Below are 26,701 nucleotides of genomic sequence, written 5' to 3' on the forward strand. Positions count from 1 at the left end.
AGCTCTAATCTTATAAGTAGGATTCTAGGACTTTGGGGATAGCGATTGTGCCATCTTTTTGCTGGTGGTTTTCCATAATGGCTACAAGCGTGCGCCCCACGGCTAGAGATGAGCCATTAAGTGTGTGGGCGAAGTGGTTTTTGCCATTTTCTTTGTAGCGGATTTTGGCTCGCCTTGCTTGGAAATCGCGCGTGTTGCTAACAGAGCTTATCTCGCGGTAGCAGCCCTGCCCGGGCAGCCACACTTCTATATCAATGGTATTACTCGCGCTAAAGCCTAAATCCCCGCTACACAAGCGCACAAAGCGGTGGGGCAGCCCTAGATCGCTTAAGATTTTGCTAGCGGTGCGGAGCATTTTCTCTTGCATTGTATCACTTTGGCTTGGGTGCGTGATCGCCACTAGCTCGACTTTGTCAAATTGATGCTCACGGATAATGCCCCTTGTATCGCGCCCAGCACTGCCGGCTTCTTTGCGGAAGCAGGGCGTTTGCGCAGTTAGGCAAATAGGCAGGTCATTAGCACTAATAATGCAGTCATTATAGAGATTTGTAAGCGTGATTTCCGCAGTGGAGATGAGGTAGAGACTATGCCCCTTTTTCTTTATGCCCTTAGATTCTACCGCGCTAGAATCTGGCTCTTCAAAGCTTGCTAGCTTAAACATATCATCTTCAAATTTTGGTAGCTGTCCTGTGCCAAAGAGCATTGCGCTATTAACAATCACTGGCGTGCTAACAAGCTCAAAGCCCGCCTTGCGATTGCTATCGATCATAAAGTTTATAAGTGCGCGAGAGAGTAGCGCGCCTTCCTTGCGCAGGACTGAGAAGCGACTTTTAGCCAGCTTTACCCCAGCGGCAAAGTCGATCCAGCCATTTTGCTCTGCTAGCTCAAAATGCTCTTTAGGAGTGAAGTCAAACTCTCTAGGAGTTAGAATGCGCTCTAGCTCGACATTCTCGCTCTCATCTTTGCCACTTGGCGTGTGGGAGTCTGGGAGATTGGGGATAGTGGCAAGGCTAGATTCTAGCTCTTCTTGCAAGGCTCGCACGACTTCTTGCGCTTGGGCTATGGCTTGCTTGTTAGATTCTAGCTCCTTGCGCAGTGTCTCTAGTGCGCTAGATTCTACCCCTTGTGCCCTTTGTGCGCCAAAGAGCTTGGAGTTTTTGTTTTGTAGCTCTTGGAGTGATTCTAGGGACTGCTTGGCAAGCTTTAGCTTGCTAGCTAGCGTGCTTAACTCTTGCAAGGTGCTAGAATCTACTTGCCTTTTGCTTAAGGCAGAAGCGACATAGTCAAAATCTTGGAGTAAAAGTTTAATATCTATCATTGCTAGCCTTAGAAAGGGAGTTTGTGCGTGATTTTAGCAAAAATGTAGTAGGTTTGCACGCGCCCTGCCTAAAAGCTCTCGCCAAACCACTGCGCTATGGAGCTGCGGATCGTCTGGCGCAGCTGGATTCCAGCGATGATGTCTGTGGCTAGGGCTTTTTGCAGTAGGCTCACTGCGCCGTTGCGAAACTTGCTTAGATATGGGTGGTCAATCTGCGCCCAATCGCCTAGAAACACGATCCTGCTATCATCTCCAAGCCTTGTGCCAATGAGCTTGATCGTGGCGTTTGAGGCATTTTGCACTTCATCAAATATCACAAACTTCTTGCGGATAGTGATCCCCCTAGCGTGCGCAATATCAACGACTTGGATATTGTGCTTTTTTAAAAAATATTCCGTGGCATCTTCTTTGTGGATTGTATTGACATTGCCGCGGTATTCAAGGTAGCTCTTTAGCGAGCTAGAGCGCAAGGAGTCGATGATGAAGTTGATCGCGCTATAGAGCGGATACATAAAGTAGCCTAGCTTTTGGTCTTCATCACCCTTGCGGAATCCAAGCTCGGCTTCTTTGTCATTAGCGGTGATGGTGTTGCGCAGGTAGATAATGCCATCAACTACTTCTTGCTTCAGTAGCTCTAGTCCTGCTTGAAGTGCGATAAGTGTTTTCCCAGAGCCTGTTGAGCCTGTGGCTATGGTGGCGACATTATGCGGGTGGGTGAGTAGGCAAAAGAGCATTTTTTGATCTAAATTTATGGGCGTTACATAGGGGGCAGCTTCATCTATCATTGTATCTAAGTCCCATTCTTCAAAGCGACCTTGTAGCTTTATGCCAAAGCGTTTTTTCCCCGTGAGATAGAGCGAGCTATCGGTATTATCTTGCTCATCGATATGGATTAGACTCCACTCTTTTAGTGTTTTAAATGCCTTTGTTTTCTCAAGCTGGGCTAAAGGCGCGTCTTTATGGAGCAAGAAGCTATGCCAGAAGTTGATTTCACTGGGGTTTTCCACGCGATCGCGGAAGAGAGATTGGGCATTGAGCCCGCTTGCTTTAGTGCGGATTTTTAGTGCTATATCATTGGTGAGTAGAGTGAGCCCATAGTCTTTGGCGATTTCTGCGATCCTTGCGTCATTTAGCCCATATTCTAGGTGCTTGGTTTTGTAGCTTGCGCGGTAGATGATTGTAATGGGGATCGCACCTTGCTTGCTCTCATAGTAGGCTATGTATAAAAAGTCCTGCTCTTTTGGGGGGAATGGCAGCTCTTGCTTGCTTGCTTTAGCACTGCTTGTGGCGCGCTTATCAAAGTCCCCAATATTGCGGAAAAACTCTCGCGCTAAAAAGCCTACTTCGTGTGAGGTTTTCTTCTTATCAAGCTCTTCTAGCACGACATCGCTTATACATAGGGTGTTTTTGGCATTGTCGTAGAGATAGATGATGTTTTCTGGGTCATCAAGTATGATAGAAGTATCAATGAGGTAGGACTTTTTTGCCATTTATGCTATGCCTTTTTGACAAAGCAGGTCTTTATCACAATGGTGCCAAGCTTTGGGAGCTTGGCTTCTATCTCATCATCATTACCATTTAAGCGGATATTTTTAACCATAGTGCCGCGCTTTATCGTGCTTGAAACACCTTTTACTTTAAGGTCTTTAGTGATAGTTACGCTATCGCCAGAATCTAGCGGGCTTCCGTTGGCATCTCTTGGCATTGCTACTCCTTGAAGTGGTGGTAGCTGGGATTATAGCGCAAATGTGCTAAAGCACTAGAATCTATCTCAAACGCTCCTAACCCTTGCTCTTTGCTTACTATTTACACATAGCCTAAGGCTGGGGGTAGATTTTGCTTGATTTGCTTGGATTTTATGCTACCTTTTTTTGCAGTGCTATTTACTACCCTGCTTGAAGGAATGGCTATGAAGTTTTATAAAAACCTTTCACTTAAATCAAAGTTTTTCACCTTGATTGTCGGCTTTGGTGTGGCATTTGTCATATTTTTGGTGCTAACGATCTTAGGAGAGGCGAAGTTCTCCAAGCATACGCAAGAGCAAATTATCGCAATGCTAGAGCAAGAGATTAAGGCAAAAATCAAGCTCGGCACAGACTCTATGGCAAGCTCGCTAGGTGAGCTTGTAAAAGGACTTGATGAAAAGGATCAAATCGCCATCATCGCAAAAGCCATTGATAAATTCAACTTTGAAGACGACAAGTCTGGCTACTACTTCGCCTTTCAAAAGGGCATAAATGTCGCCCACCCTAATCGCAAAGATATGATTGGCGTGTCGTATTGGGACGCTAAGGACCCTAATGGTGTGTATTACATACGAGAGCTTTTTGAGATCTCTAAAGACACGAGTCAAAAGGGTAAATTTGTGTATTACATTTTCTCTAAGCCTTTGCCGCAGGGCGGGTTTGTCGATGCGCAGAAAGTCGCCTATGCCAAGCTTATCCCAAATACGAAGGATATTTGGATTTCAACAGGGGTGTATATTGATACGCTAGATATTTACACCCACGCCACTTCGCAAGGGATTCTAGGGAATATTTCTCAAACAATCTATAACAATATCGCTATTTCTATGGTGGCATTTTTGCTGATCTTTTTCCCATTGATGTGGCTGTTTTATAGCACGCATTTGCGCGGGATTCTAAGCTTGCAGCATAATGTCTTTGCCTTTTTTGCCTACCTTAATCACGAGAGCAAGCAGATGGACTCTATCCCCCTAGATTCTAAAGATGAAATTGGGCGTATGGCACAGGCGATTGATGATAATGTCAAGCGCACGCAAGAAGGGCTTAAAAAAGACTCCAATCTCGTGCGCGATGTGCTAGGTGTCGTAGAAGAAGCGAAAAACGGACACTTTGGCACAATTATTGAAAACACAAGCCTAAATCCGCAAATCAATGAGCTAAAAGATGCGATCAACCAAATGTCGCGCACGCTATTAAATCTCGTGGGAGATGACCTTAGCAACTCGGCACGTGTTTTTGACGCGTATAAAAACAACGACTTCACTGATAGGGTAGAAAACCCAAGAGGACTTGAAGTAGCTATCAATAACCTTGGGGACTCTATGGCAAGTATGCTTGCTATCTCGCGCGATCACGCTAGAGAGCTTGAAGCAAAGTCCAAGGAGCTAGAATCTTCTGTCTATGAGCTTACCCAAAGTGCCAACACCCAAAGCTCTTCACTCCAGCAAACCGCATCACTCACAGAAGAAATCGCCCAATCTATGCAAAGTGTCAGCGAGCATACAAACGAAGTCATCGCTCAAAGTGAAGATATTAAAAATGTCATTGGCATTATTAGAGACATCGCGGATCAAACAAACTTGCTAGCCCTTAATGCCGCTATTGAAGCTGCGCGCGCTGGCGAGCACGGGCGAGGCTTTGCCGTGGTGGCAGATGAAGTGCGCAAGCTTGCAGAGCGCACGCAAAAAAGCTTAGGCGAGATTGAGGCAAATACAAATCTCTTAGTGCAAAGTATCAACGAAATGGCAGAATCTATCAAGGAGCAGACTGAAGGTGTAAGCCAGATCAATGACACCATTTCCCAGCTTGAAGACATAACCCAGCAAAATGTGCAAATCGCCAACCACTCTCGCGATATAAGTACCGCGCTTGATAGCGTTGCAGCTAAAATCCTTGATGATGTTAATGCGAAGAAGTTTTAAGCGAGCTAGATTCTAGCTTGCGCTTGTGGGCGCAGGCACTTTGGTAACAAGTGGGCTCAAGGGGCGCGCTAGATTCTAGCACTTGCTTGACAATATGCTGCAAATCTTGGTAGCTTGACTCATTTCACCACAAAGGACTCTTATGCCTATCGCTCATAATATCACGGATCTAATCGGTCGCACGCCCATTCTCCATCTCCATCAATTTGCTCCCAATCTCTATGGCAAGTGTGAGTTTCTCAACCCAAGCCACTCTGTTAAAGATCGCGCTGCTTTTGCGATGATACAAGATGCGCTTGATCGCAAGCAAATTACAAAAGACACCACCATAGTAGAATGCACCAGCGGTAATATGGGCATATCTCTTGCGATGATTTGCGCTAGCCTTGGGCTAAAGATCATTATCACAATGCCAGAATCTATGAGCATAGAGCGGCGCAAGATGATGACACTCTTTGGCGCGAAGCTTGTGCTAACCCCAGCTGCACAGGGTATGAAAGGCGCGCTTGATGAAGCTAGCAAGCTGCTAGAGAGTATCCCTGACTCTTTTATGCCAAGTCAGTTTGAAAATCTAGCTAACAAAGAAGCGCACAGGCGCACCACGGCGTTGGAGATTTATGAGAGCTTTAGCGGGGATCTTGGCTACTTTGTCGCAGGCTTTGGCACAGGCGGGACGATCAGCGGTGTGGGTGAGGTGCTAAAAGAGAAGATTTCTGGCTTGCAAGTCATTGGTGTCGAGCCTGCTGCCTCGCCACTACTTAGCCAAGGGTGCGCCGCTGGACACAAGATCCAAGGCATAGGGGCAAACTTTATCCCCAAAATCCTAAACACTAGCGTGATAGATTCTATCGTGTGTGTGGAAAATGAGCAAGCTATCGCTTGTGCCCAGCAGCTCGCTAGAGTCGGTGTGATGGTGGGTATATCAAGCGGGGCAAATGTCGCCATCGCCCAAAGGATCGCCAAAGAAAATCCAAGTAAAAAGGTGCTAACAATGCTCAATGACACTGCCGAGCGGTATCTCTCTACAGATTTGTTTAATACCCTATAGCTAGAATCTAGCGTGATTGTAGTGCTACTTGCTGTCTTTAAGCGCGCTTAAAGACCTAGCACTTATAATGCCTATCCCCACAAGCAAACCCATAACCCTGGAGCCACAATGACCTATACACCTATCCCTTTAGAAGACTTCTTATCAAATGCCCACAGCCCAAGCATAAAAGAGCTAGAATCTTTTGACACACATAAGGATAATCTTTTAAACGCTCTGGATAAGGCGGAGAAAAATAAAGAGAGCGAAGAGCATTTAAAAATCATCTTTATGGATTTTTTGAAAGATAGCTTTAACTATGAGCGCAATACAAAAAATCTCATTGATTTAAGCATTTATGAAGATGGGATTGCAAAAGTGCTTTTTGAAGTAAAAAAAAAAAAAAAAAAAACAAGTTTTTTTTTGGGGGGGGGGGGGGGGGGGGGAGAACACTACCCACACTACACAATCTAGAATCCAAAGCCTTTTATGAATCTATTCTCTACTTTTTACGCGAGTATAAAACCCATAACAACAACGACATAAAGCACATTATCCTAACAAATACGCGAGATTTCTATCTCATAGACGCTAGAGAGTATCTCACATTTACTAAAGATAAAACAATCCTAAAAGCCTTTGATAACTGCGATAAGAATCAAGGCACAAGCACAAGCACAAGCAAGTTTTACGCCACACTTAAAGACTATTTGCCCTCCCTTAACTCCACACTAAAATTTACCCATTTTCATATACAGACTACACCCCTGCCCCTGCTATATCAAGCCCTAAGCCCACAAGTGCTACTCAAACAAAAAAATTGCATTGACGCCAACACACTCAATCAAAGCTTTTATGATGAATTGCTCTACATTCTAGGGCTAAAAGAGATAGACCAAAAAGGCAAGATTCTAATCCTCCCCACCACAGAGCAAAACACGCTTTTAGATTCTATCTGCAACAAACTAGGACTTGATAGAGACAAAGACTTTGAGACAATCTTTTCCTTGCTTACCACTTGGAATAACCGCATATTATTCCTGCGACTTTTAGAATCTATGCTTTTAAGTTTCAAGCATATTACAAAGCCCTTTTTAGACATTGACACGCTACAAAACTTCACAGACTTAAACACGCTCTTTTTTGACATATTAGCCCTTAAAAAAGAGAAGCGAAAAACCGACTTAAAGCTAAAAGATTCTATCCCTTATCTTAACTCAAGCCTTTTTGACAAAACAGAATTAGAAAAGCAAAATAACGAAATAAGCAAACTAGATTCTAATCATCTCGCCATTTTCAAGCACTCAATCCTTAAAAAAGACAAAGAGTATAAAGATACACAATCCCTGCCCCTTTTAGAATATCTCTTTAAATTCTTACACGCCTATGACTTCACCACCACGCCAAAAGATATTATAGACCATATCAAAACAAACCACGACAAGCTGATAAATGCCGCCGTGCTAGGACTAGTCTTTGAAAAGCTAAATGGCTACAAAGAGGGCAGTTTCTACACGCCTAGCTTTATCACAAGCTATATGTGTAAAGAGTCGCTAGAAAAAGTCGTTATAGAGAAGTTTAATGAAAGAAAATCGTGGGAATGCGATAGCTTAGAATCTTTAGCACAAAAGCTAGACAAACTCACAGATTCAAAAGATGGCTATAAAGAGGCAAATGCCATTTTTGATTCTATAAAGGTTTGCGATCCAGCCGTTGGTAGCGGACACTTCCTTGTGTCTATGCTCAATGCTATGATAGAGCTAAAATTCCGCCTTAAGATTCTCTGCGAGATTCACATTGATGATAATGGAGAGCGAGACTATAAGCGATTAAAAGACATAAGATTACGCCTAGAAAATGATGAGATTTTAATACAAGATTCCAATAACACCCTGCATACTTATCAAACCCCAGCCCACGAAAATTTAGAATCTCACATAATCCAAAAAGCCCTATTCCACAACAAACGCATTTTGATAGAATCCTGCCTTTTTGGCGTGGATATAAACCCAAACTCTTGTGAAATCACAAAGCTAAGACTATGGATAGAGCTACTTAAATACAGCTTTTATATCTTTGATTCTAATGGTAAAAATACAGGCGATTTAGAAACCCTACCAAACATTGATATAAATATTAAATGTGGAAATTCGCTTATAAGCAATATCGCCCTAGATATGACAAAAGAAAGCTTAGAAAAAGATTTAAAAAATAGGCTCAATGATAACGCCACCCTAGAATCTGCAAATGAGATTCTATCTACAATCAATGATATACAAAATAAACTCCCACATACTATACAAGATTACAAAAACGCCGTGAGTGCTTACAAAAACGAGACAAACGCCGAGCTAAAATCACTCCATAAGCAAAAAATCCACACCACACAAAGCTTTATCATCGCTATATTTCACAAAACAAGCAAAGCCTACCAAAACTTCAAAAATGCCCTATCTAGCTACCTGCAACGCTATGGCTACAATGGCATTGATAACGCCACTCTGCAAAACAAAAGCCTAGATTCTGCCCTTATAAAAAGTCTCAACGACTACACGATAAACTTTAACTTCCACAAGAGCCTAGACATACCCAAAGAGTCGCAAGGTTTTGTAGAAAAAGAGCTTATAACACTTATAGAATCTATGCGAGAATATGAGAATCTCATAAATGACACTAACGCATTTGAATGGCGGTTTGCATTCCCTGAAGTGCTAGATTCTAATGGCGACTTTCTAGGCTTTGATTTAGTCATAGGCAATCCGCCTTATATCCGCCAAGAAGAGATAAAGCACCTAAAGCCACAACTTCAAAAAGCCTTTAGAATCTACAAAGGCACAAGCGATATTTACACCTACTTCTACGAGCAAGGACACAAGATTCTAAAACACAATGGAATCTTAAGCTTTATCACAAGCAATAAATACTGCCGAGCAGGATATGGCGAGCCTTTAAGGGAGTTTTTGCTTGAAGCCACCGCCCTGCTTTACTACATAGAATTAAATGGTATAAAAGTCTTTGACTCCGCCTCTGTGGATACAAGTATCCTAAGCTTTATCAAAACAACGCCAGATTCTACACATACATTTGACTTCGCACACCCCAAAGACTACGATACTAAAGCCAATGCCCCACTGCAAGAATACATCACATCACAAAGCCTTTTGCAATCTAGCTTAACTAAAGAAAGCTTTATTTTCCAAGACAGCACCAACGCCGCCCTTAAAGCTAAGATTGAAGCCATCGGCACACCGCTAAAAGAATGGGATATTTCTATAAATTATGGAATCAAAACAGGCTATAACGAAGCCTTTATTATAGATTCTGCAAAAAGAGATGAGATTTTAAGGAATTGTGTGAGTGAAAATGAAAGACAAAGGACAAGTGAGCTTATAAAGCCCATTTTGCGTGGCAGGGATATTAAGCGGTATAGTTATGAGTGGGCAGGATTGTGGATAATCATAGCCAAATTTAACTCTCATCAATATTTAGAAAAAGATTATCCAGCAATATATAACTATCTCTTACAACACAAAGATAAGCTACAAAAAAGGGGACAATGCACCAACAAACCAGCCACAGATAAAAAGCCATACACAGGGCAACACCATTGGCTAGAGCTAGACAACAACCCTACAAATGAATACTTAAGCAACTTTGAAAAAGAAAAGATTTCGTGGCAACGCGTTACACAAGAGCCAAGTTTTATTATGGAATCTGATTATTACCTTTTAGATTCTATGGCATTTTTAACAAGCAAGTCAAAAGAGAGATTATTATACATACTTGGATTTCTTAATTCTAAAACGATTTTTTATTATTTTAAAAATATAGGGCATTTATATGCTGATAAAGGCTTTTTGCTTTCTAATCAATATGTAGAAAGACTCCCTATCCCACAAATCACAGAATCTAATAAGCCCTTGTGCGATGAGATTATAAAATGTGTAGAGAATATCCTAGAAATTAAAGCTTGTCATACTGAGGCGTTAGCCGAAGTATCTAAAAATACAGAATCTAAAAAAGATTTTTCGCCTTTTTCAAAGGCTCAAAATGACAAAGCAGATTCCGCCCTTGACACAAAAGAGTTAGAATCTAAAATCGACTCTTTAGTCTATAAACTCTACAATCTCACAAACGATGAGATAGCAATAATAGATTCCAAAACATAAAAAACTAATGCTAGAATCTAAACAACACAAAATGATAAGGAAGAGCCAATGACAATCAATGCCATTATAGAGAAAGATACAGATGGGTATTTCGCTTTTGTCCCAGAGTTTAAAGGCTGTGTAACTTGCGCGCAAAGCCACGAAGAAGCTGCGGCTAATATCACAGAAGCTGCGCAGCTCTACCTAGAGAGCCTAGCTAATGATGAGAGAGCAAATATAGCAAGCAGACACACTGCCATAGTTCCCATCGAAGTTAGCCAATGCCTGAACTTCCGCGACTAAGTGCCAAAGAAGCAGAGAGACTGCTACTGCAAGAAGGGTTTGCCATAGATAGGCAAAAGGGCAGTCATAGAATCTACAAAAACACATTTATAGAATGGTCTTACCCCATCACGCAGGGCAGACTCTCCACCCCAAAATCATCAAAGAGCTTTTTGCTATTATCGAGCAAGCAAAACAAGCTTAAGGTATTTGATAGAAGATGTGATATGGAAAGATAGGTAGTGTCGTAGGCTTATAGATTGCCGAAGTCTTACGACTTCTCGCAATGACAAACTTTTAGATTCTAGCGACAATGCCCTTTCTCCGTCATTGCGAGGCAGTGGCGATAGCCACAACAAAGCAATCCACAAAGACAAAGCACAAAAAGTGGATTACTAAAGAAGCTGCGGCTTCGCCTTGTTTTGCCACGCCTTGCAAGCAAGGCTCGATGACGATAAAACACCGCTAGTGTAAAAAGTGGATTCTAGCCAATCGCCTTTAGCCCAATGCTTGCAGCGATGATCACGCACACGCATAGAAGCTTCAAAAGCGAGCGATCTTCTTTATAAAACACCACCCCGACAATCACGCCCCCCGCCGCGCCTATGCCTGTCCATATCGCATACGCCACGCCCATAGAGATCTCTTGCATAGCAACAGATAGGCAAGTAAAGCTAAGTGCGAAGCACCCAATAATCGCCAGCAGATAGAGCCTCTGCCCATCGACAAATCGCTTCATCACAATCACGCCAAAGACCTCCATAAGCCCAGCAGCAAGCAGCATTATCCAGTGTATCATCAAGCCCCTTTATCGCTTGTGGCAAACTTTAGCCCAATGACCGCGCACATCAGCACCACAATGAGCGTGATCTTTAGCCAAGAAGCCGGCGCGCCAAAGACCACAATCTCTGCTAGCACGATCCCAGCCGCCCCAATCCCCACAAACACACTATATGCCACGCTAATTTCAATAGCCTTAATCGCAAGCAGCATACACACAAAGGAAATGCAAATGCCAAGCCCTGTTAGAGCCTGCAAGCCTAGCGTGTCTGCGTATTTGAGCCCGCTTACCCAAAATATCTCACAAATACCGCCGATGATGATAAGAAGCCACGCGAGATTTTTGCTCATACTCTGCCTTTGGGTGGTTTGAAGCTGCGCATTGTAGCATATAGAGTATAATGCCCATTTGTGCGATCGCTTAGGCATCTGCTGCTTATAAGACACGACTAGGAGAGATTATGCCCCTACATCTTCTGCGACCATTTATCTTGCTACTAGCAATTCTTTGCTCCATTGGTGCTAGTGAGAGTCTAGCGCGCCAAGCCCCCGCCCAAAAGCTAGCCGATAAGCCTAAAGACAGAGCACTTGTAGTAGCTATGCAAGGGCAGAAGCTCTGCTACACTCCATCGCACAATGCCATCACCCTAGAGCCTTGCACAAATGCCACCCCCCTTGCGCGCTATGATGTTTTTGCGCGTGTGGCGTGGTTTATCAACAATGCGTGGCTATGTATGAGCGTGGCGGATAATGAAGTGGATATTGTGCTAAAGCCCTGTGTGCTTAATGACACAAAGCAGAGATTTGTGCTAAGGGATAGCGCATTCTACACACAGGATAAATCCCTACAAGTAGCCACAAAAGGCAAGGTTGTAGCCCTAGTTACAAAGGGCGCGACTCCACACACGCTAGATTCTAGTATGCAGGAGTGGGCAAGCACCCTTGCTACACCCGCTGGGCTTAATCTTAGCACCTTTATAGGCTGGAGCTTTATCACTCCTAGTGGGTTTGATATGTATTATCTAGCTAATGCCGCTAGCAAAGATGAGCCCACAGACTTCATCTACAACCCTGAAACAAAGCAAATCGCGCTTTTTAGCCCACAATCATTGCAGCTTCTCTGCCTAACCTCTACGCAAACAAGCAAGCAGGAGTGGAACTGGCTGGCATACAAAGAGTGCGCCAAAGGGCAGAAATCACAACAATGGGAGATCTTTGCCTTTGGGGAGAATAATCAAGCAATGCTCAAAGACTATCTTGGCAATTTTTTGCGTGTAACCAAATATGGCGTGAATTGGGGTGCGCCTTATACTGCTACAAGTGCCTATATCGCTAAAGATACTTACAATACACCTACTTCCTTTTTCCACTTTGATAATGCTATGCAAGATTGGCAGAGATTTGTAGAAGCAAACATTAGCAAGGAGCTAGTAAGCTGTCCAGCTCCGGGCAGCAGCGTGCGCTCTAGTCTTACAAACCCACCACTGCCTAGCCATTTTGCTCTCAATGATGCGTGGAGAAGGCGGCTGTGGCAGATCGCCACTAGCACAGATGGTGTGCTACAACGAGCAGGAGATTGCGGCGTGTGCTTGCTGCATAGCTATCAAATGGTAGCAGAGCTTATCGCCCACGCTCAAGCACCGCTAGAATCCGGGGGCTATTTCTTTGACACACAAGCTGGGGCAAACCCTTTCCCCTCCTTTCGCGCTCGCTACCCACTGCTAGCACAGCAGCTAGAATCCTATACAATGGCAAATGCGCCTAGCACCCAGTCTTGGGCAGATGCGGCAGTGTATGCCACGCAGGTGTATCGCTCCATTGCTCTAAGTATGTTTCCGGGGTATTTTTGGACTATGCAAGAGTATGCAAGGACGCAAATTGAAATGCTTAATATTCTGCAAGGGTTTTTTAACGCGCCTGTTGGGAGCGTGTGGATTATCAATGTCTATATGCGCGATGCGCAAGGCAGAGCAAGCGGACACGCGATCCCTGTTTTGCGGCTAGAGCAAGGCGTGCTATTTATCCCCACAAATGTTACAGGTGGGATTAGCTATGAGGCATTTAGCGGACTACTCTCAAACACCCTTATGGCTACAACCTTGCAAGAAGCGATCAATGCCCTATCTGCACAAGGTATCGCTAATATCTATATGTTTGCAGCATTGCGCCTAAGAGAGCCTTATAGAAACCCTCTAAACACAGAGATTTCAAGCAATAATTGCAGTGGCGATGGAGATGGGCGCAGGGGGAGCGGGGTGCTTCCACTCTCTCAAGCGATCAATCAATGCGCAAGTGGCAGATGTCTAATCCAATAAGACAGATCCCCAAGACAACGCGCACTAGCAAGCTTGTGTCTTAGATTCTAGCTAGAATCTAGCCTTTAAATAGCGCACTGCCAATGCGCACCATATTTGCGCCCTGCATAATGGCGTGCATAAAATCCCCACTCATACCCATAGACAAAGTCTCTACATCGCTATATGCGGCACGAAGCGTGTCGTATAGGGCTTTTGTTCTAGCAAAGCTCTCTACTACCGCGCTAATATCCTGCGTATGCGCGCCTATGGTCATTAGCCCTTGTAGGTGTAAGTGTGAAGTGCGCGCGCGGATATGGGCAAAAGCATCGCAAGTAGATTCTAGGGAGAATCCGTGCTTGCTAGGCTCATTGGCGGCATTGACTTGTAAAAGAGCGGGCTGGATTCTGCCTTGGGCTTTGCACCTTTCATCAAGGCTTAGGGCAAGCTCTATGGAGTCGATAGAGTGGATTAGCGTGGGGCTTAGGGCTAGGAGGTGGTTGATTTTGTTGCGCTGGAGTGTGCCGATGAAATGCCACTCAATAGGCGTTTGGGGGGCTTGGGGCTTTAGGGTTACTTGATATGGGGGCTGGGCTAGAAGTCGCTCAAGCTCGCTTGCCTTTTGGCGCAAGTCTTGCACCCTATTTTCTCCAAAGGCTCGCTGCCCGGCTAAGTAGAGCGCGCACATAGATTCTACATCTTGGTATTTGCTCACTGCTACAAGGGTAACTTTATGCCCTGTAATGCCCGCTTTAGCTTGGTATCGCTCTGTGGCGGCATCGATTTGGCGCGTGATAAGGGCGAGATCGCTAGCGATGCGCGTTTGCCTAGCTCTTTCTTGCGTATTTTGCGTGTGCTTATCCATTGTAGGGTGCGCCGCCAAAATGCACAAGCGCAGACCCCCAAGTAAAGCCCCCACCAAAGGCATCAAGCAGCATAAGATCGCCTTTTTTGAGTCGCTTAGTTTTGTAGGCTTCATCAATAGCCATAGGGATACTAGCAGCAGAAGTGTTGCCATATTTCTGCACGGTGATAATCACTTGCTCATCGCGCAAGCCTAGCTGCTCGCCTACTGCGGAGATAATGCGCAAGTTTGCCTGATGGGGGATAAAGAGATCAATGGCGGTGGGGGCTAGCTCATTGCGCTCTAAGATATGAATCACATCGGCAGTGAGTGTGCGCACCGCGTGCTTGAAGACTTCGCTGCCTTTCATTTGTAGCTTACCGCCACTGCCATCGCTAGATTTTTGAGGGGTCATTAGCAAGTCGCTATACGCGCCATTTGCACCGATATGGACATCAAGTATAGATTCTGCTTTATCCTGTGTGCGTGAGATGACTGCAGCTCCTGCCCCATCGCCAAAAAGCACGCAAGTGCCCCTATCGCTAAAATCTAGCACATTGCTGACCTTTTCTGCCCCCACGATAAGCACATTACTATATGCGCCTGATTCTATGAAGCTTTTTGCCACGGAGAGCAGGTAGATAAACCCCGTGCAAGCGGCAGTTATGTCAAAGGCTGGGACATCGGCGATCCCAAGTTTAGCACTAATCAAGCAGGCATTGCTAGGCATAGCCATAAAATCTGGGCTAAGAGTCGCGCAAACCACTAGATCTATATCTTTCGCGCTAAGACCTGCACGCTCAATGGCAAGTGCTGCGGCTTTAGCACCTAAATCACTGCTACCTTCATCATCGTGCGCAAAATAGCGAGACTTAATCCCCGTGCGCTTGGTGATCCACTCATCGCTTGTATCAAGCGTGCTTTCAAACTCTGTATTTGGGACACAGCGCGTAGGGACATAGGAGGCGATGGAGCGCATAGCAGCATAATACATCTCTACCCCTTTGTGCTAGCAAACGCTTGGGCGATGCGCTCGCACACTTTGGCTTCGCACGCTCTTAGTGCTTGATATACGGCGTTTTCTATGGCGCGGGCATTGGACTTGCCGTGGCTAATGATTGCTACTTGTTTGACACCAAGCAGCGGTGCGCCGCCGTATTCCGCGTAATCGACCTTTTTCTTAAGGTTGGCAAATGCGCCTTTAAGCAGCAAGCCTCCTAGTAGGCGCAAGGGGCTAGTTTTTATCTCTTGCTTTAGAATCTGGCTAATGGAGCTTGCCACGCCCTCGCTAGCTTTTAGCACGAGATTTCCGCTAAAGCCATCGCACACGATGACATCAACACTGCCATTAAAAATATCGTTGCCCTCGACATTGCCCTTGAAAAATGGATAGCCCTTTAGCAGAGCAAAGGCGGCTTTTGTCAGCTCGTTGCCTTTGGATTCTTCCTCGCCATTTGCTAAGAGCCCTACGCGGATAGCATTGTCATCATAGCCCATTACACTGCGCGCGTATTCATAGCCCATTATCGCAAACTCTACTAGGTATTCTGGCTTGCAGTCGGTGTTTGCCCCAGCGTCTAAAATCATACTAGGCTTGTGCGTGATAGTTGGCATAAGTGTGCAAATAGCGGGGCGCGAGACGCCATCGATCCTGCCAAGCCGCAGAGTCGCTAGACTCATAGTCGAGCCGCTATGCCCGGGCGATACAAGCGCATCTGCCTTGCCCTCTCGCACAAGATCTGTGGCGATATAGATTGATGATTCCTTGCGCTTTAGGGCATCTGTGGCACTCTCTGCCATACGGATATAATCACTACAATGCACCACCTCCACGCGCTCATTTTCCCCATACGCGACACCACTTTGGGAAAGCACCGGGGTAATCTCTCTCTCATCGCCTACAAGCAGCACCTTGCACTCACGCGCCTTGGCTGCTGCGATAGCACCTTGCACAATGGGCATAACCCCATGATCAGCACCCATCACATCAACAGCTATTTTCCACATATCTGCTCCTTAGCCTTTGCGCTCACGCGCTTCACAAGTTATTTGTATGAGCCGCTAAATTTGTTGATATGGTGTGGTAGCTTCCAGCTGCCGTCTTTATCTTTGATAGGTTTTGCTAGTGCTACTTTGTAGTGAGTCCTGCGCTTTGCCGCTCTTGTTTTACTTACTCGTCTTTTTGGGACTGCCATACTAATCTCCTTTACTATGATAATCAAGCTTAATAGATTCTATCTCGCTTTGTAAGATAGAATCTAAGTCGATAAAGCCATCAAAGCACTCGATCACATCAAATGCCTCAAAGCGTTGGCTTTGTGTATCCCAGAGTCCATCTGCAATATACAAAACCAACTTTTCATCAATGCTTTGTAAGAATTCTTCCCCGCTCCTATCGCATATAAGCGCGATCTCTCCTGCTAAATTTGCATTGATACAAAATAGCCCGCGATCTTTAGCGAAAATCTCACCCTTAAAGCACAGCCCTTGAGAATGCAGCTCAAACGCCTTTGGTGCGGAAGAGATCTTCCTAGCTTGTATGCGCATAGCAAGCAGTGCTGCTAGATTCTAGCAAATCTCTTTAGCAGCGAAAAAGAAAGCGATTTCATTGCGCGCATTTTCTAGACTATCGCTTCCATGCACAGCGTTTGCGTCAATGCTTTGCGCAAAGTCTGCGCGGATTGTGCCGGGCTTGGCTTCCTTGGGGTTTGTCGCGCCCATTAAGTCGCGATTTTTAGCTACGGCATTGTCCCCTTCTAGCACCATTACAACTACCGGACCACTTACCATAAACTCGACAAGATCGTTGAAAAATGGGCGGTCTTTGTGGATCGCGTAGAATACTTCTGCATCGCATTTGGAGAGCTGGAGCTTTTTCATCGCGGCAATTCTTAGTCCATTGCTCTCAAAGCGATCGATGATCTTGCCGATCACGCCCTTTTGCACGGCATCTGGCTTGATGATAGAAAGAGTCCTTTCTGCCATAGAATCTCCTTTAAACTTAAGTTTTGGTTAAAGTAATTTGTGATTATAAGCCCCTAATGCTTAAATAACAATTACGCTAGGCATACAAGTTTTTACGCACTCTTGCTGCTCTGCTGGATTGCCAATGTTACAAAAAGTATCAAAATGCTTGCAAGCAATACTTTATGCTGGATTTTAAGCTGTTTTTTTTTTTTTTTTTTTGATTGAATAGCATTTTAATCTTAAAAACAAAAGGAGCAGCAATGCGACTCAAAGCTTTATCTCTTGCCCTATCGCTTGGTGCAGGCATAGCTGTCGCTAGCGTTATTTTCACAGGGTGTGCGACTATTACGAGCGGTCCTAGAGAAGAAGTCTCCCTAAGAGCCTCAAATGGAGATAAAGTAATTGTTACCATTGATAATCGAAAATTGCGCCTCCCAGCCACGATAAAGCTTAAAAGAAAAGGTGAGATGATCTATCTGTATTCAAAAGATAACCCAAACTACCAAGATAGCGCTATCAATTCACAAGCTATTGGCAGAAACGAAGTAATGCTGCCACAAAATCTAGTTGCGCTTCTTGATATATTTGGAGTCTTGGCATTCATTTTACCCGGTTTTACAAGCCTAGCAGTAGATCAAGCCACTGGCAGTGCCTTTAAATATGCTAATAAACAGCTTGTTTTGCCTGTCTATCCAAAGTGTGTGAGATAGAACGATGAGAGTATGTCTTGCAATAATTTTGGTGCTTATTCTTAGCGGCTGTGGAGTCATAACCCATGGGACGAAGCAAAAGGTGCTACTCACCACTTCAAATGGAAAAAATGTAATGGCTACAATAGATGGGCAAAAGGTGAAAATCCCAGCTGAAGTAAGCATTAGCAGAAAAGGTGCGAATATACAAGTTTTGCATATCGATAATCCAAACTATGAAGACTCATTTCTTAGTATCGGCGGGCAGGGTGATGTGAGCGTTGGATTTTGGCTAGATATAGTTGGGATTTTTCTTTTTGTGCTGCCCGGACTTACGAGCGTTGGTGTAGATGCTGCCACGGGCGGTATGTATCAATACTCAAATACGACTTGGACTATCCCACTACAAGAAAAGAAATAATTGCGTATCGGCTTTCTTTTGTTATGGGCTTGTATGAGCCCATGGCTCATCGCGCTAGATTCTGCACCGCATGGTAAAGAATCTCTGCGCACGAGCCTGCTATCGCTCCCTATCCCAGAATCCACCGCTTGGAGAGCCTTACTTCACTACCAAAACAATCGCTCAAGTATCCCCAAACAATCCAAAAAATCAAACTTTTTCCTACATAAAAAGGGGCATAAAAATCCGCGATTAGAATATATCGCCACCATAGATAGCCTAATAAATGCAATAGAATCTAGTGGGTTAAAGGCAAATGGCAATGAGCGAGAGTTTGTCTGCTTGTATCCTGCGAGATTACAGCTTATCCAAGTCTATTTGCACAATCTAGTAGCAAGTGGCACGACAAATGCGCTAGCTTATAAGCGAGCCCTGCAGGCGATTCTAGCCTATAAACAAGCCACGCCCTGCAAAGACTTGCAAGAATTTCTAAGCCTTGTGCCAATCGATGAAATCTGGCTTGAGTTTGCCGCAGAGAGCGACATATATCCCGGCTCTAGTATGGGGCATATATATTTGCGCTTGCTTGGCAAAAGCAAGCAGGATATAGACACAGAGACTGGGAGTGCAAAAATTGTGCGTAAAAAGGGTGAAATGCAAGAATATGGTATGAGCTACTACGCAATTTTAAGCGAGTTTTTTAATCCGCTAGATTATATCCGTGCGATGTTTGGCAATCTCACAGGCTACTACGCGCTAACTCCTTATGGTAATCTCTCCACAGAATATTTAGAGAATCAATCTCGCGTGCTCTATCGCTTCAAGCTAGAATCCACTTTTTCCCAGCGCGAGCTATTTAGGCTGCATTTGTGGGAGCTAAAAGATAGGCAAATCCACTATGCTTTCATCACGCATAACTGCACCGATGGGGTCGCACAAATCCTTAGCGTGCTAGATTCTAGCTATGGGTTTAAAAAATTTAAGCCTTTTACCACGCCAGCTACTTATATCAAGCACCTAGATGCAGTAGGGCAGATAGGCACGCAAGAGTGGCTAGCACCGCCGCGTAAGCAGCCATTTATCAATCGTTTTGGAGTAAATGATCTTTTGCGCTCTTATCCAAATAGCAAACTAACGCTAGCCTATGAGCAGGGCAATCTACTCTCTTTCTCTCTCGCGCCAATTTATTCTGCTATCACAAATGCAGATTCTAGCTACAAGGAGCATATAGAATCTAGGCTTTTCGCGCTAGATGGGAAAATCGCGCTAGATTCTAGCTTGAGTGCTCGCCAAGAGCGTGCCTTTCTCTCTCAAATCGAGCTTTTGCATTTGTATTCGTTGGCGGATTTTTATCGCACGCGCACACTCTCTAAGCTTATCTCCTTGCGCCTAGAATCTAATCTCTATCAGTATGAAAATAGCAATGCTTTTGGTGCTGCCATAAATCGTAGCACAAGGCTTTTTCCCACGATTGAAGGCGGGCTTGGGTTTAGTGCGTATGCTCGGCGTTTGACATTTTTCGCGCTGCCATTTCTTGGCTATCGTTATGAGCTAATCCATAACCCCTACATTGCTTTGAAGCTTGGTGTGATTGCACGCTTTCCTAGAGTCAAAGCCATTATAGAATCAAACTTATATTATGATGTTTTGGGGAATAATCGTGGCTATGATACGAGATTGCGCGCATTTCTTGGGGTAAATCTCTATGCAAGTAGGCATTTCGCGCTTGATGTATTTATGGATTCTAGCGCGTATTGGAATCTACTCCGCAATACGCGCATTGCCTATGAGACGCAGCATTTGTGGCAGATAAAAGCTGGAGTATCATTGTATTTTTAGCATTCATAGATGGGATTGAGTCTTTGGTGCTTTGCGATATAATGCGTGGCTTTATGTGCTTTGAAACGCAAGCTATAAAGCCCTTACAAGGAGAATCTATGATCATAATCCCAGCGCGCCTTGCTTCCACCCGCTTCCCCAATAAGATTCTAGCAGATATTTTTGGGCTGCCAATGGTGGTAGCAAGTGCGAAAAACGCCGCCAAAGTCGATGAAGTATGCGTAGCGTGCGATGATATAAGCGTGCTAGAGCTATGCAAAAGCCACAATATCCGCGCTATCCTTACTAGCAAAGATCATCAAAGCGGCACAGATCGCTGCTATGAAGCTGCTAAAAAGCTAGGGCTCTCTAGCAGCGAGATTATCATCAATGTCCAAGCTGATGAGCCGTTTTTAGAGCCAGAGATTTTGCAGGCACTGCAGGGGGTAATGCAGCAAGGTGCGTTTATGGCAAGCTGTGCAAAGCATATCACCAAAGCCCAAGCCCTTGATCCAAATGTCGTGAAAGTCGTGGTGGATTCTAGTATGAATGCGCTGTATTTCTCGCGCTCCATTATCCCATATAATCGCGATGCCACAGATGATAGCAAAGTGGATTCTAGCTATTTGGGACATTTGGGTGTTTATGGGTATAGTGTGGAGAGTCTTAGGGAGTTTTGCGCTCTGCCGCAGTCTAAAGAGCACTCCCCCCTAGAGCACATAGAGAAGCTAGAGCAGCTGCGCGCGCTTTACTATGGCAAGCGCATTGCTATGGTGCTCGTTAGCACACAAAGCATAGGGATCGATACGCCAGAGGACTTGGTAAGAGCATTGCAGCACTTTGGAGAATCTAGCTAGATTCTAGGAATACTATTTGCTAGTGCTTCTCTATCAAGCAGCTTGTGTAAAGCGAGATCTTAGAAGCATAAGGACATATATGAGACTCTACCACAACACCACCAAAGCCTTTGGCATTATAAGCATAGCAGGGCTACTTAGCATAGCTAGCATTTTTAGCGCGTGCTACAAGCCACCAAAGCCCACCCAAGATGCCTTAAGCGTGAAAGTCTATCGCGGGAAGTCTTCGCTCAAAGACTGCACCTATCTCACAGAATCTTCAGGCATTGTCAATACAAAGGGCTATGGCATTAAGCTGCTTGCTGCCATAGCAGGTGCGGAAAATGACTTGCGCAATAAAGCTGCGCGCTTTGGTGGGAATGCCGTGCTTGTGCTACATACCGAGTCGCGCTACCTAGGGGCGGACTACCAGTTCAAAATGGGGCTAGCAAACGATAACACTTCTAACAAAATCGATGAATACATCATCTATGGCGAAGTGTATCGCTGCAAGCTTTAGTGTCCGCGCGTGGCAAGCGTTAGATTTTCTATGGCATTATTGCGCGTCCAAAGCTAGAATCTAAGGAGATATGATGAAAGCAAGCAAGATAAGCGCGCTATTATGCGCTTTTGCGCTAGCACTAAGCGCGCAAGCCAATGCCAACGATGCAAACATAGCTAAAAAGCTCCTAGAGTCTAAAACTAAGCGCACGCTAGAAGTAGTGAGCTTTAGCCCGCTAGATTCTAGCGGCTTGTTTTTGCTCACTATCCAAGATAAGCTAAATGGCTATAAAACACTCCTGATAAGCGATGAGAAGCAGCAGAATCTAGTCGTGGCAAGCGCGTTTTTTAGCAGCGATGATACACTAAGTAAGCGCGTCTCCCAAGAGCTAAACGCCATAAGCGCGTATAATTTCAAAGTCCAAAACTCCGCCAAGCTAAACGCGCTCTTTGCCTCTATCCCTAAAGACTACGCCATAACCATAACCGGCGCGACTTCTAAAAAGCTCTACATCGTGTCTGACCCTATGTGCAGCCACTGCCAAGAAGAGCTAGCACGCATAGAAGAAAAGCTTCAAACTCATACCATTATAATGATCCCAGTGGGACTACTTGGGCAAGACTCTTTATACAAAGCAGCAGATATTGCGCGCCAAATTCGCAGTGCCAAAACCCCCAAAGAGCAGATCCAAACCCTGCGCAAAATCTATGCGCGCACATACACCCCCACCACCGCAAGCGATGAGGCATATAGCCAAGTCGTGCGCGTAACTAATAGCATTAAAAATTCTGGGCTTATAGAGGGCGTGCCATTTATCTATGAGCCCCTAAACTAGCGGCTAGAATCTACAAGGAGTAATGATGAAAAAGCCTAAGCATAGTAACACTTCATCGCCATATAGGAAAATCGCAGATTTTGCGATGGTAGGTAGCAGCAGCGCGCTTGTGCTAGTCGCTCTGCTAGGCTGCGATAATCCACAAGATGGCTTTGCAAATAGCCCCAGCACTCAAGGTAGCCAAGCCCCAAGCCAAGCCATCAAGCAAGGGGCGTTTGTCATCGTAGAAGAGCAGCTAGATGGAAGCTACAAAGTCTTAGAAGAATACCCAAGTGCCACTACACGCGTAGTCGTGCGTGATAAAAATGGAGTGGAGCGGATTTTGAGCGATGAGGAAGTAGATGAAATTATCCAAAAAGAAGCCGCGCGTGTGGAGAATGGCACAAGTGAGCTACTAGCTCCAGCTGCTGGTGGGGGCGGCGGTGAGAGTGGCGGGGGCTTAGGACTAGGTGGGGCGATCCTAGCAAGCGCGGCAGGCGCGCTACTAGGAAGCTACATCGGCAACAAGCTCTTCAATAACCCAAACTACCAGCAAAACAAGCAGCGCAACTACAAATCCCCCCAAGCCTATGAGCGCAGTGCAAATAATTTCAAGCAAGGCAGCGCAAATTCCCCGCGAGCAGGCGGCACGCCAAGCAATGCAAAAGGCGGATTCTACCAAAACAACGCTGCTAAAGGCGCGCCAAGCACGCGTCCTGCGCAAGGTGGCTTTGGCAGCTAGCCAAGCTACTAAGCCACAGCTCACGCCCAAAGCCAAGCCACGCAAATACCGCATATCGCAAGAACTAAGGAGGCTAGATTATGCTGCAATGCTTTGTCATAAACCTTGCCCACTCCCTTGATCGCAGGGCAGGTATGGAGGCAAATATCGCCGCACTTTTTGCTAAAGAGCCGCATTTGCAAGAAAAGATCGCATTTCACTTTTTCCAAGCTATAACACCTAAAGACATTAGAGAAAATGGCTTTATCAAGCGGTATTGTCCATTTTGGGCTGGGGTGTATAAGGCTAGAGCAGTGCGAGAGACAGAGCTAGCGTGCTTTGCTTCCCACTATGCTTTATGGCAGAAGTGTGTAGAGCTAGGAGAAGGGATCATCGTGCTAGAAGATGACATAAGCTTTTGCGCTGGCTTTGGGGAAGGTGTGCAGACAATCGCGCAAAGCCCCTATGAGTATGTGCGCCTAGCGTGGCGGACTTGGCATACGATGTATCTCTTGCAAGAGCATTTCGCTCTAGCTCCTAAGCTAATGCTAGGCGCATCAGGCTACTACATCTCTCCAAGTGGCGCAGCAAAGCTTATCAAAGGCGCGGAGAAAATCTTTGTCGCGGTGGATTACTATATGAGCTTTTCTTACCTGCACAATGTCGCTGAAATGCTCTATCTCCCACATATTGCGCAAATCAACGAGCTAGATGAGCACTCCACCATAGGTAAGCCAGAGCACCAGCCAAAGGATAAGGGCTTCTACTACCGCTTCGTGCTACTGCGCGAGCTGCATAGATTCTACCGCGATATGCGTATGAGACTTTTTGCTCAAAAGTCCTTGCGCGCGTGCAAACTCCTTGCCAAAGGGCAGTAGCGGTGCGAGAAGTAAATGGCGCGCTGATCCACTCAAGCAGCATAATCGATGAAAATGTAACAATAGGCGCAGGCAGTAAGATCTGGCATTTTTGCCATATTTTGCAAGGAAGCGTGATAGGGCGTGATTGTGTCATCGGGCAGGGCTGCTGCATAGGTGCAAATGTCTCTATCGGTAATGGTTGTAAAATCCAAAATAATGTAAGCGTTTATCAAGGCGTAGAAGTGCGCGATGAAGTTTTCATAGGTCCTAGTGTGGTATTTACCAATGTTTTGACGCCGCGCGCTTTCATCAATCGCAAGAGCGAGTTTCTCCCTACAATCTTGCACAAAGGCTGCTCTATCGGCGCAAATGCCACGATACTTTGCGGTATAGAAATAGGCGAGTTTGCACTCATTGGCGCAGGCAGTGTGGTGCTAGAATCTGTGCCAAGCTTCGCGCTTATGGTGGGCAACCCTGCTAGGCTTATTGGCTTTGTGGATAGGTCTGGGGCTAGGCTTAGGTTTGATAGCAGTGGGAGGGCTAGGAGTGGGGGAGATGGGAGCTGCTATATGCTAGAAAATGGTGTCGTGCGTGAAGTGTAAAAAAAGGGATTCGGCTTTGCGCGATAAATCTTTGATTGCTTCACCGCGCTTGTGCGATAGACACCTAAGTCTTATCTCCGCGCGCGGCTCGCAAAGCAAAGATTTCTCATCGCAAAACCTAGAATCCCATAGCGGCTTTGATAAAACAGCCGAGATTGACAAGCAGCTGACATCAAAAAGCAACCTTCCCCAAAACGAGCGAAGCGAAGTTTCTTTAGAAAATTTTCAAAACTTGCAAAGCCCCACCGCAATTCCTAGAATCCTAGAAGAAAACCAAGCCAACCAATTGTCATTGCGAGTGGATTTATCCACGAAGCAATCCAATTCTGCGCAAGCAGAATCCAATCAAATCAATGGCGCACGCAAAGCGTGCAACCTTGAAAGCGTCGTCGGGGGCTTGGGGGGTGAAAGGGGGGATAAGGGGGGCGACTTCGCAATTCAAGCCCCCCCGTCCCCCCTTGAAAGGACTTTATCCCAAGCAAAGCTAGAATCTAGCAATACCGCAAAAAAGGTAGATTCTAGTATGGATTGCCACGCCTTGCCTTGCAAGGCTCGCAATGACAGAAAGTTAGATTCCGCAAACACAGCAATCCTAAGCGAGCCAGCAAAGGATTCTAGGATTTGCGATGAGAAATCGGGGCTTTCAAGCGATTGGCAAGGGAGTTACCTTAGCGGTAATGATCGCCGACAATCGCGCAGAATTGCCGATTTATCGCGCAAAGCCGAATCCATTAGCAAAAAGCCAACGCCCCAACAAACCAAGCCGCAGGCGGCAGGATTTTGCGATGATTTTGCTAGCTTTCAAGGCGCGGGCGCAGGGATTTACCTAAGCGGTAATGAGCAAGCCCGCGCCGCAGAATCTAGCAAAAGCGCGCAAAAGCCAACGCCTACTACTATAGCTGTTATTGGTCTTGGCTATGTCGGCTTACCCCTAGCCCTAACCTTTGGCGCAAAATACCCTACCATAGGCTTTGACATCAACGCCACGCGAGTAAAGCAGCTGCAAGAAAAGCTAGATTCTAGTGGCGAATGCGGGCTACAAGACTTCCTGCAAGCTCCTTTAGCGCACTTTAGCAGCGAGCCAAGTGAGCTAGCGCAAGCGACCATCTATCTAATCGCCGTCCCCACGCCCATCACCAAAGACAAGCTCCCAGATCTCTCCTACTTGCAAAGCGCGTGTGAGCTTGTAGGCTCTATGCTAAAGGTGGGGGATATTGTCGTGTTTGAATCCACCACCTACCCCACTTGCACGCGCAACTTTTGTGTGCCATTACTAGAATCTACTAGCAAGCTCCAGCTAAATCGCGACTTTTGTGTGGGCTACTCACCAGAGCGCATAAACCCAGCGGATAAAACGCACAGCCTAAGCCAGATAGTGAAGATCACTTCAGGCTCTAGTAAAGAGTCTGCGGAGATCATCGATAGGCTCTATGCGAGCGTGATCCCTGCTGGCACGCACTGCGTCTCTAGCATAGAGATAGCCGAAGCGAGCAAAGCCCTAGAAAACGCCCAGCGCGATGTGAATATCGCCTTTATGAATGAGGCGTATATGCTCTTTGACACACTTGGGCTTGATATGGCAGAGATTTTGCAAGCTGCGCGCACGAAGTGGAACTTCCTGCCATTTTACCCCGGGCTTGTGGGGGGGCATTGCATTAGTGTCGATCCTTACTATCTCTCCTATATCGCCAAGCTTCAAGGCTTTAGCCCAACGCTTCTCACAAAAGCGCGCATAGTCAATGAAGCGATGCCGAGCTTCATCGCTAGCAAGTTTGCCAAGCAGCTAGAGTCTGCTGGGGTTGAGCTACAAGGAGCTAGGGTGCTTGTGGTGGGCTTTGCGTTTAAAAAGGACTGCAGGGATATGCGCAACACCAAGGTCCCGCATTTATGCTATGAGCTAGAATCTTTGGGCTTAGAAGTAGAAGTGCTAGACTCGCTTATTGATAGAGATAGAGCGAAGCTAGAGTATGGCATTAGCGTGCTAGAATCTAAGCAGCTTCTAGCAGCTAGCGATGATAGCGGCTATGATGGCGTGCTGTGTAATGTCCTGCACACTTGCGATGCACACATTGATCTAGCAAGCCTTTGTAAGCCTTGCTCTGCGCTTGTGTTTGTGAGCCCTTGACAAGGTG

29 protein-coding genes and 1 pseudogene are annotated in these 26,701 nt (G+C 45.6%); 18 read left to right on the forward strand and 12 right to left on the reverse strand.

Annotated features, from left to right (window positions below; all coding sequences use genetic code 11):
• Positions 1-10 precede the first annotated feature (10 nt).
• The 3 genes from serS to F4V45_RS04760 all read right to left on the reverse strand — a co-directional run bounded on the left by serS (position 11) and on the right by F4V45_RS04760 (position 3,023).
• On the reverse strand, positions 11-1,318 hold the full coding sequence (serS, locus tag F4V45_RS04750) for a serine--tRNA ligase (protein ID WP_150337297.1): 1,308 nt from the start codon (positions 1,316-1,318) through the stop codon (positions 11-13).
• A gap of 68 nt (positions 1,319-1,386) precedes the next feature.
• Positions 1,387-2,808 carry a PhoH family protein gene (locus tag F4V45_RS04755; protein ID WP_150337298.1) on the reverse strand — a complete coding sequence of 474 codons (1,422 nt, stop codon included), beginning with the start codon at positions 2,806-2,808 and terminating at the stop codon, positions 1,387-1,389.
• Positions 2,809-2,813: 5 nt separating this feature from the next.
• Positions 2,814-3,023 (reverse strand): alkylphosphonate utilization protein, encoded by a 210-nt coding sequence (locus F4V45_RS04760; RefSeq protein WP_023929881.1) that lies wholly within the window; start codon positions 3,021-3,023, stop codon positions 2,814-2,816.
• A gap of 204 nt (positions 3,024-3,227) precedes the next feature.
• On the opposite strand from F4V45_RS04760, the gene F4V45_RS04765 reads away from it, so the two are divergent.
• Positions 3,228-4,985 (forward strand): methyl-accepting chemotaxis protein, encoded by a 1,758-nt coding sequence (locus F4V45_RS04765; RefSeq protein WP_210670665.1) that lies wholly within the window; start codon positions 3,228-3,230, stop codon positions 4,983-4,985.
• On the opposite strand, the gene F4V45_RS09925 is transcribed toward F4V45_RS04765, so the two are convergent.
• Complete coding sequence (locus tag F4V45_RS09925) at positions 4,966-5,088, reverse strand: hypothetical protein (protein ID WP_281292477.1); 123 nt, start codon at positions 5,086-5,088, stop codon at positions 4,966-4,968. The two genes, F4V45_RS04765 and F4V45_RS09925, sit on opposite strands and share 20 nt — an antisense overlap.
• Before the next feature lie 39 nt (positions 5,089-5,127).
• On the opposite strand from F4V45_RS09925, the gene cysK reads away from it, so the two are divergent.
• The 6 genes and pseudogenes from cysK to F4V45_RS09595 all read left to right on the forward strand — a co-directional run bounded on the left by cysK (position 5,128) and on the right by F4V45_RS09595 (position 10,911).
• The gene (cysK, locus tag F4V45_RS04770) at positions 5,128-6,033 is read left to right on the forward strand and encodes a cysteine synthase A (RefSeq protein ID WP_023929883.1); all 906 of its coding nucleotides are present in this window, start codon (positions 5,128-5,130) and stop codon (positions 6,031-6,033) included.
• 108 nt (positions 6,034-6,141) lie between these two features.
• Positions 6,142-6,486 carry a DUF7149 domain-containing protein gene (locus F4V45_RS09590; RefSeq protein ID WP_211362725.1) on the forward strand — a complete coding sequence of 115 codons (345 nt, stop codon included), beginning with the start codon at positions 6,142-6,144 and terminating at the stop codon, positions 6,484-6,486.
• A gap of 23 nt (positions 6,487-6,509) precedes the next feature.
• Positions 6,510-10,181, forward strand: coding sequence for a type IIG restriction enzyme/methyltransferase (locus F4V45_RS04775; protein ID WP_210670672.1), 3,672 nt, complete (start codon positions 6,510-6,512; stop codon positions 10,179-10,181).
• Positions 10,182-10,229: 48 nt separating this feature from the next.
• Complete coding sequence (locus tag F4V45_RS04780) at positions 10,230-10,463, forward strand: type II toxin-antitoxin system HicB family antitoxin (protein ID WP_150337299.1); 234 nt, start codon at positions 10,230-10,232, stop codon at positions 10,461-10,463.
• A pseudogene (locus F4V45_RS04785) lies at positions 10,442-10,647 on the forward strand (type II toxin-antitoxin system HicA family toxin). Before F4V45_RS04780 ends, F4V45_RS04785 begins: the two are co-directional and overlap by 22 nt.
• A gap of 108 nt (positions 10,648-10,755) precedes the next feature.
• Positions 10,756-10,911 (forward strand): hypothetical protein, encoded by a 156-nt coding sequence (locus F4V45_RS09595; RefSeq protein WP_211362726.1) that lies wholly within the window; start codon positions 10,756-10,758, stop codon positions 10,909-10,911.
• 15 nt (positions 10,912-10,926) lie between these two features.
• Here F4V45_RS09595 and F4V45_RS04790 read toward each other — a convergent pair whose 3' ends face one another.
• On the reverse strand, positions 10,927-11,238 hold the full coding sequence (locus tag F4V45_RS04790) for a DMT family transporter (protein ID WP_407925330.1): 312 nt from the start codon (positions 11,236-11,238) through the stop codon (positions 10,927-10,929).
• 2 nt (positions 11,239-11,240) lie between these two features.
• Complete coding sequence (locus F4V45_RS04795) at positions 11,241-11,651, reverse strand: DMT family transporter (protein ID WP_246145086.1); 411 nt, start codon at positions 11,649-11,651, stop codon at positions 11,241-11,243.
• Between the two features lie 32 nt (positions 11,652-11,683).
• Between F4V45_RS04795 and F4V45_RS04800 the strand changes: the two genes are divergently transcribed.
• The gene (locus F4V45_RS04800) at positions 11,684-13,537 is read left to right on the forward strand and encodes a DUF1561 family protein (protein ID WP_150337300.1); all 1,854 of its coding nucleotides are present in this window, start codon (positions 11,684-11,686) and stop codon (positions 13,535-13,537) included.
• 58 nt (positions 13,538-13,595) lie between these two features.
• Here the strand turns inward: F4V45_RS04800 and F4V45_RS04805 are convergent, their stop codons facing one another.
• From F4V45_RS04805 to ndk, 6 genes are read right to left on the reverse strand one after another with little or no spacing between them, the layout of a single operon-like run.
• On the reverse strand, positions 13,596-14,381 hold the full coding sequence (locus F4V45_RS04805; protein ID WP_150337372.1) for a YggS family pyridoxal phosphate-dependent enzyme: 786 nt from the start codon (positions 14,379-14,381) through the stop codon (positions 13,596-13,598).
• Complete coding sequence (locus F4V45_RS04810) at positions 14,374-15,354, reverse strand: beta-ketoacyl-ACP synthase III (RefSeq protein WP_150337301.1); 981 nt, start codon at positions 15,352-15,354, stop codon at positions 14,374-14,376. The genes F4V45_RS04805 and F4V45_RS04810 overlap by 8 nt, the downstream gene beginning before the upstream one ends.
• A 2-nt stretch (positions 15,355-15,356) precedes the next feature.
• Entirely contained in the window at positions 15,357-16,367 is a 1,011-nt protein-coding gene (gene plsX, locus F4V45_RS04815; RefSeq protein ID WP_150337302.1) for a phosphate acyltransferase PlsX, read from the reverse strand.
• Positions 16,368-16,405: 38 nt separating this feature from the next.
• Positions 16,406-16,555, reverse strand: a complete 150-nt coding sequence (gene rpmF, locus F4V45_RS04820) for a 50S ribosomal protein L32 (protein ID WP_023929891.1) — start codon at positions 16,553-16,555, stop codon at positions 16,406-16,408.
• 1 nt (position 16,556) lies between these two features.
• Positions 16,557-16,907, reverse strand: coding sequence for a DUF177 domain-containing protein (locus F4V45_RS04825; RefSeq protein WP_150337303.1), 351 nt, complete (start codon positions 16,905-16,907; stop codon positions 16,557-16,559).
• A 21-nt stretch (positions 16,908-16,928) separates the two neighbouring features.
• Positions 16,929-17,345, reverse strand: a complete 417-nt coding sequence (gene ndk / locus F4V45_RS04830) for a nucleoside-diphosphate kinase (RefSeq protein ID WP_023929893.1) — start codon at positions 17,343-17,345, stop codon at positions 16,929-16,931.
• A 242-nt stretch (positions 17,346-17,587) separates the two neighbouring features.
• Here ndk and F4V45_RS04835 point away from each other — a divergent pair, with 242 nt between their 5' ends.
• The 10 genes from F4V45_RS04835 to F4V45_RS09600 all read left to right on the forward strand — a co-directional run bounded on the left by F4V45_RS04835 (position 17,588) and on the right by F4V45_RS09600 (position 26,694).
• A complete protein-coding gene (locus F4V45_RS04835) occupies positions 17,588-18,037 on the forward strand; it encodes a LexA family transcriptional regulator (RefSeq protein ID WP_150337304.1) in 450 nt (149 codons plus the stop codon).
• Positions 18,038-18,152: 115 nt separating this feature from the next.
• Positions 18,153-18,437 (forward strand): hypothetical protein, encoded by a 285-nt coding sequence (locus F4V45_RS04840; protein WP_150337305.1) that lies wholly within the window; start codon positions 18,153-18,155, stop codon positions 18,435-18,437.
• A 33-nt stretch (positions 18,438-18,470) separates the two neighbouring features.
• Positions 18,471-20,255: a lipoprotein N-acyltransferase Lnb domain-containing protein gene (locus tag F4V45_RS04845; RefSeq protein ID WP_150337306.1), complete on the forward strand. Its 1,785-nt coding sequence runs from the start codon at positions 18,471-18,473 to the stop codon at positions 20,253-20,255.
• 98 nt (positions 20,256-20,353) lie between these two features.
• Positions 20,354-21,091 carry a 3-deoxy-manno-octulosonate cytidylyltransferase gene (gene kdsB / locus F4V45_RS04850; protein WP_150337373.1) on the forward strand — a complete coding sequence of 246 codons (738 nt, stop codon included), beginning with the start codon at positions 20,354-20,356 and terminating at the stop codon, positions 21,089-21,091.
• Between the two features lie 79 nt (positions 21,092-21,170).
• Complete coding sequence (locus F4V45_RS04855; protein ID WP_023929895.1) at positions 21,171-21,590, forward strand: DUF4156 domain-containing protein; 420 nt, start codon at positions 21,171-21,173, stop codon at positions 21,588-21,590.
• 70 nt (positions 21,591-21,660) lie between these two features.
• The gene (locus F4V45_RS04860; RefSeq protein WP_150337307.1) at positions 21,661-22,407 is read left to right on the forward strand and encodes a hypothetical protein; all 747 of its coding nucleotides are present in this window, start codon (positions 21,661-21,663) and stop codon (positions 22,405-22,407) included.
• Positions 22,408-22,429: 22 nt separating this feature from the next.
• A complete protein-coding gene (locus F4V45_RS04865) occupies positions 22,430-23,128 on the forward strand; it encodes a UPF0323 family lipoprotein (RefSeq protein ID WP_407925329.1) in 699 nt (232 codons plus the stop codon).
• Positions 23,129-23,208: 80 nt separating this feature from the next.
• Positions 23,209-23,985: a glycosyltransferase family 25 protein gene (locus tag F4V45_RS04870; RefSeq protein ID WP_150337308.1), complete on the forward strand. Its 777-nt coding sequence runs from the start codon at positions 23,209-23,211 to the stop codon at positions 23,983-23,985.
• Positions 23,986-23,987: 2 nt separating this feature from the next.
• A complete protein-coding gene (locus tag F4V45_RS04875) occupies positions 23,988-24,569 on the forward strand; it encodes an acyltransferase (protein ID WP_210670667.1) in 582 nt (193 codons plus the stop codon).
• Positions 24,559-26,694 carry a nucleotide sugar dehydrogenase gene (locus F4V45_RS09600; protein WP_211362727.1) on the forward strand — a complete coding sequence of 712 codons (2,136 nt, stop codon included), beginning with the start codon at positions 24,559-24,561 and terminating at the stop codon, positions 26,692-26,694. The genes F4V45_RS04875 and F4V45_RS09600 overlap by 11 nt, the downstream gene beginning before the upstream one ends.
• Positions 26,695-26,701: the final 7 nt, after the last annotated feature.

This window comes from Helicobacter canis, from assembly GCF_008693005.1.
Classification (GTDB): domain Bacteria; phylum Campylobacterota; class Campylobacteria; order Campylobacterales; family Helicobacteraceae; genus Helicobacter_B; species Helicobacter_B canis.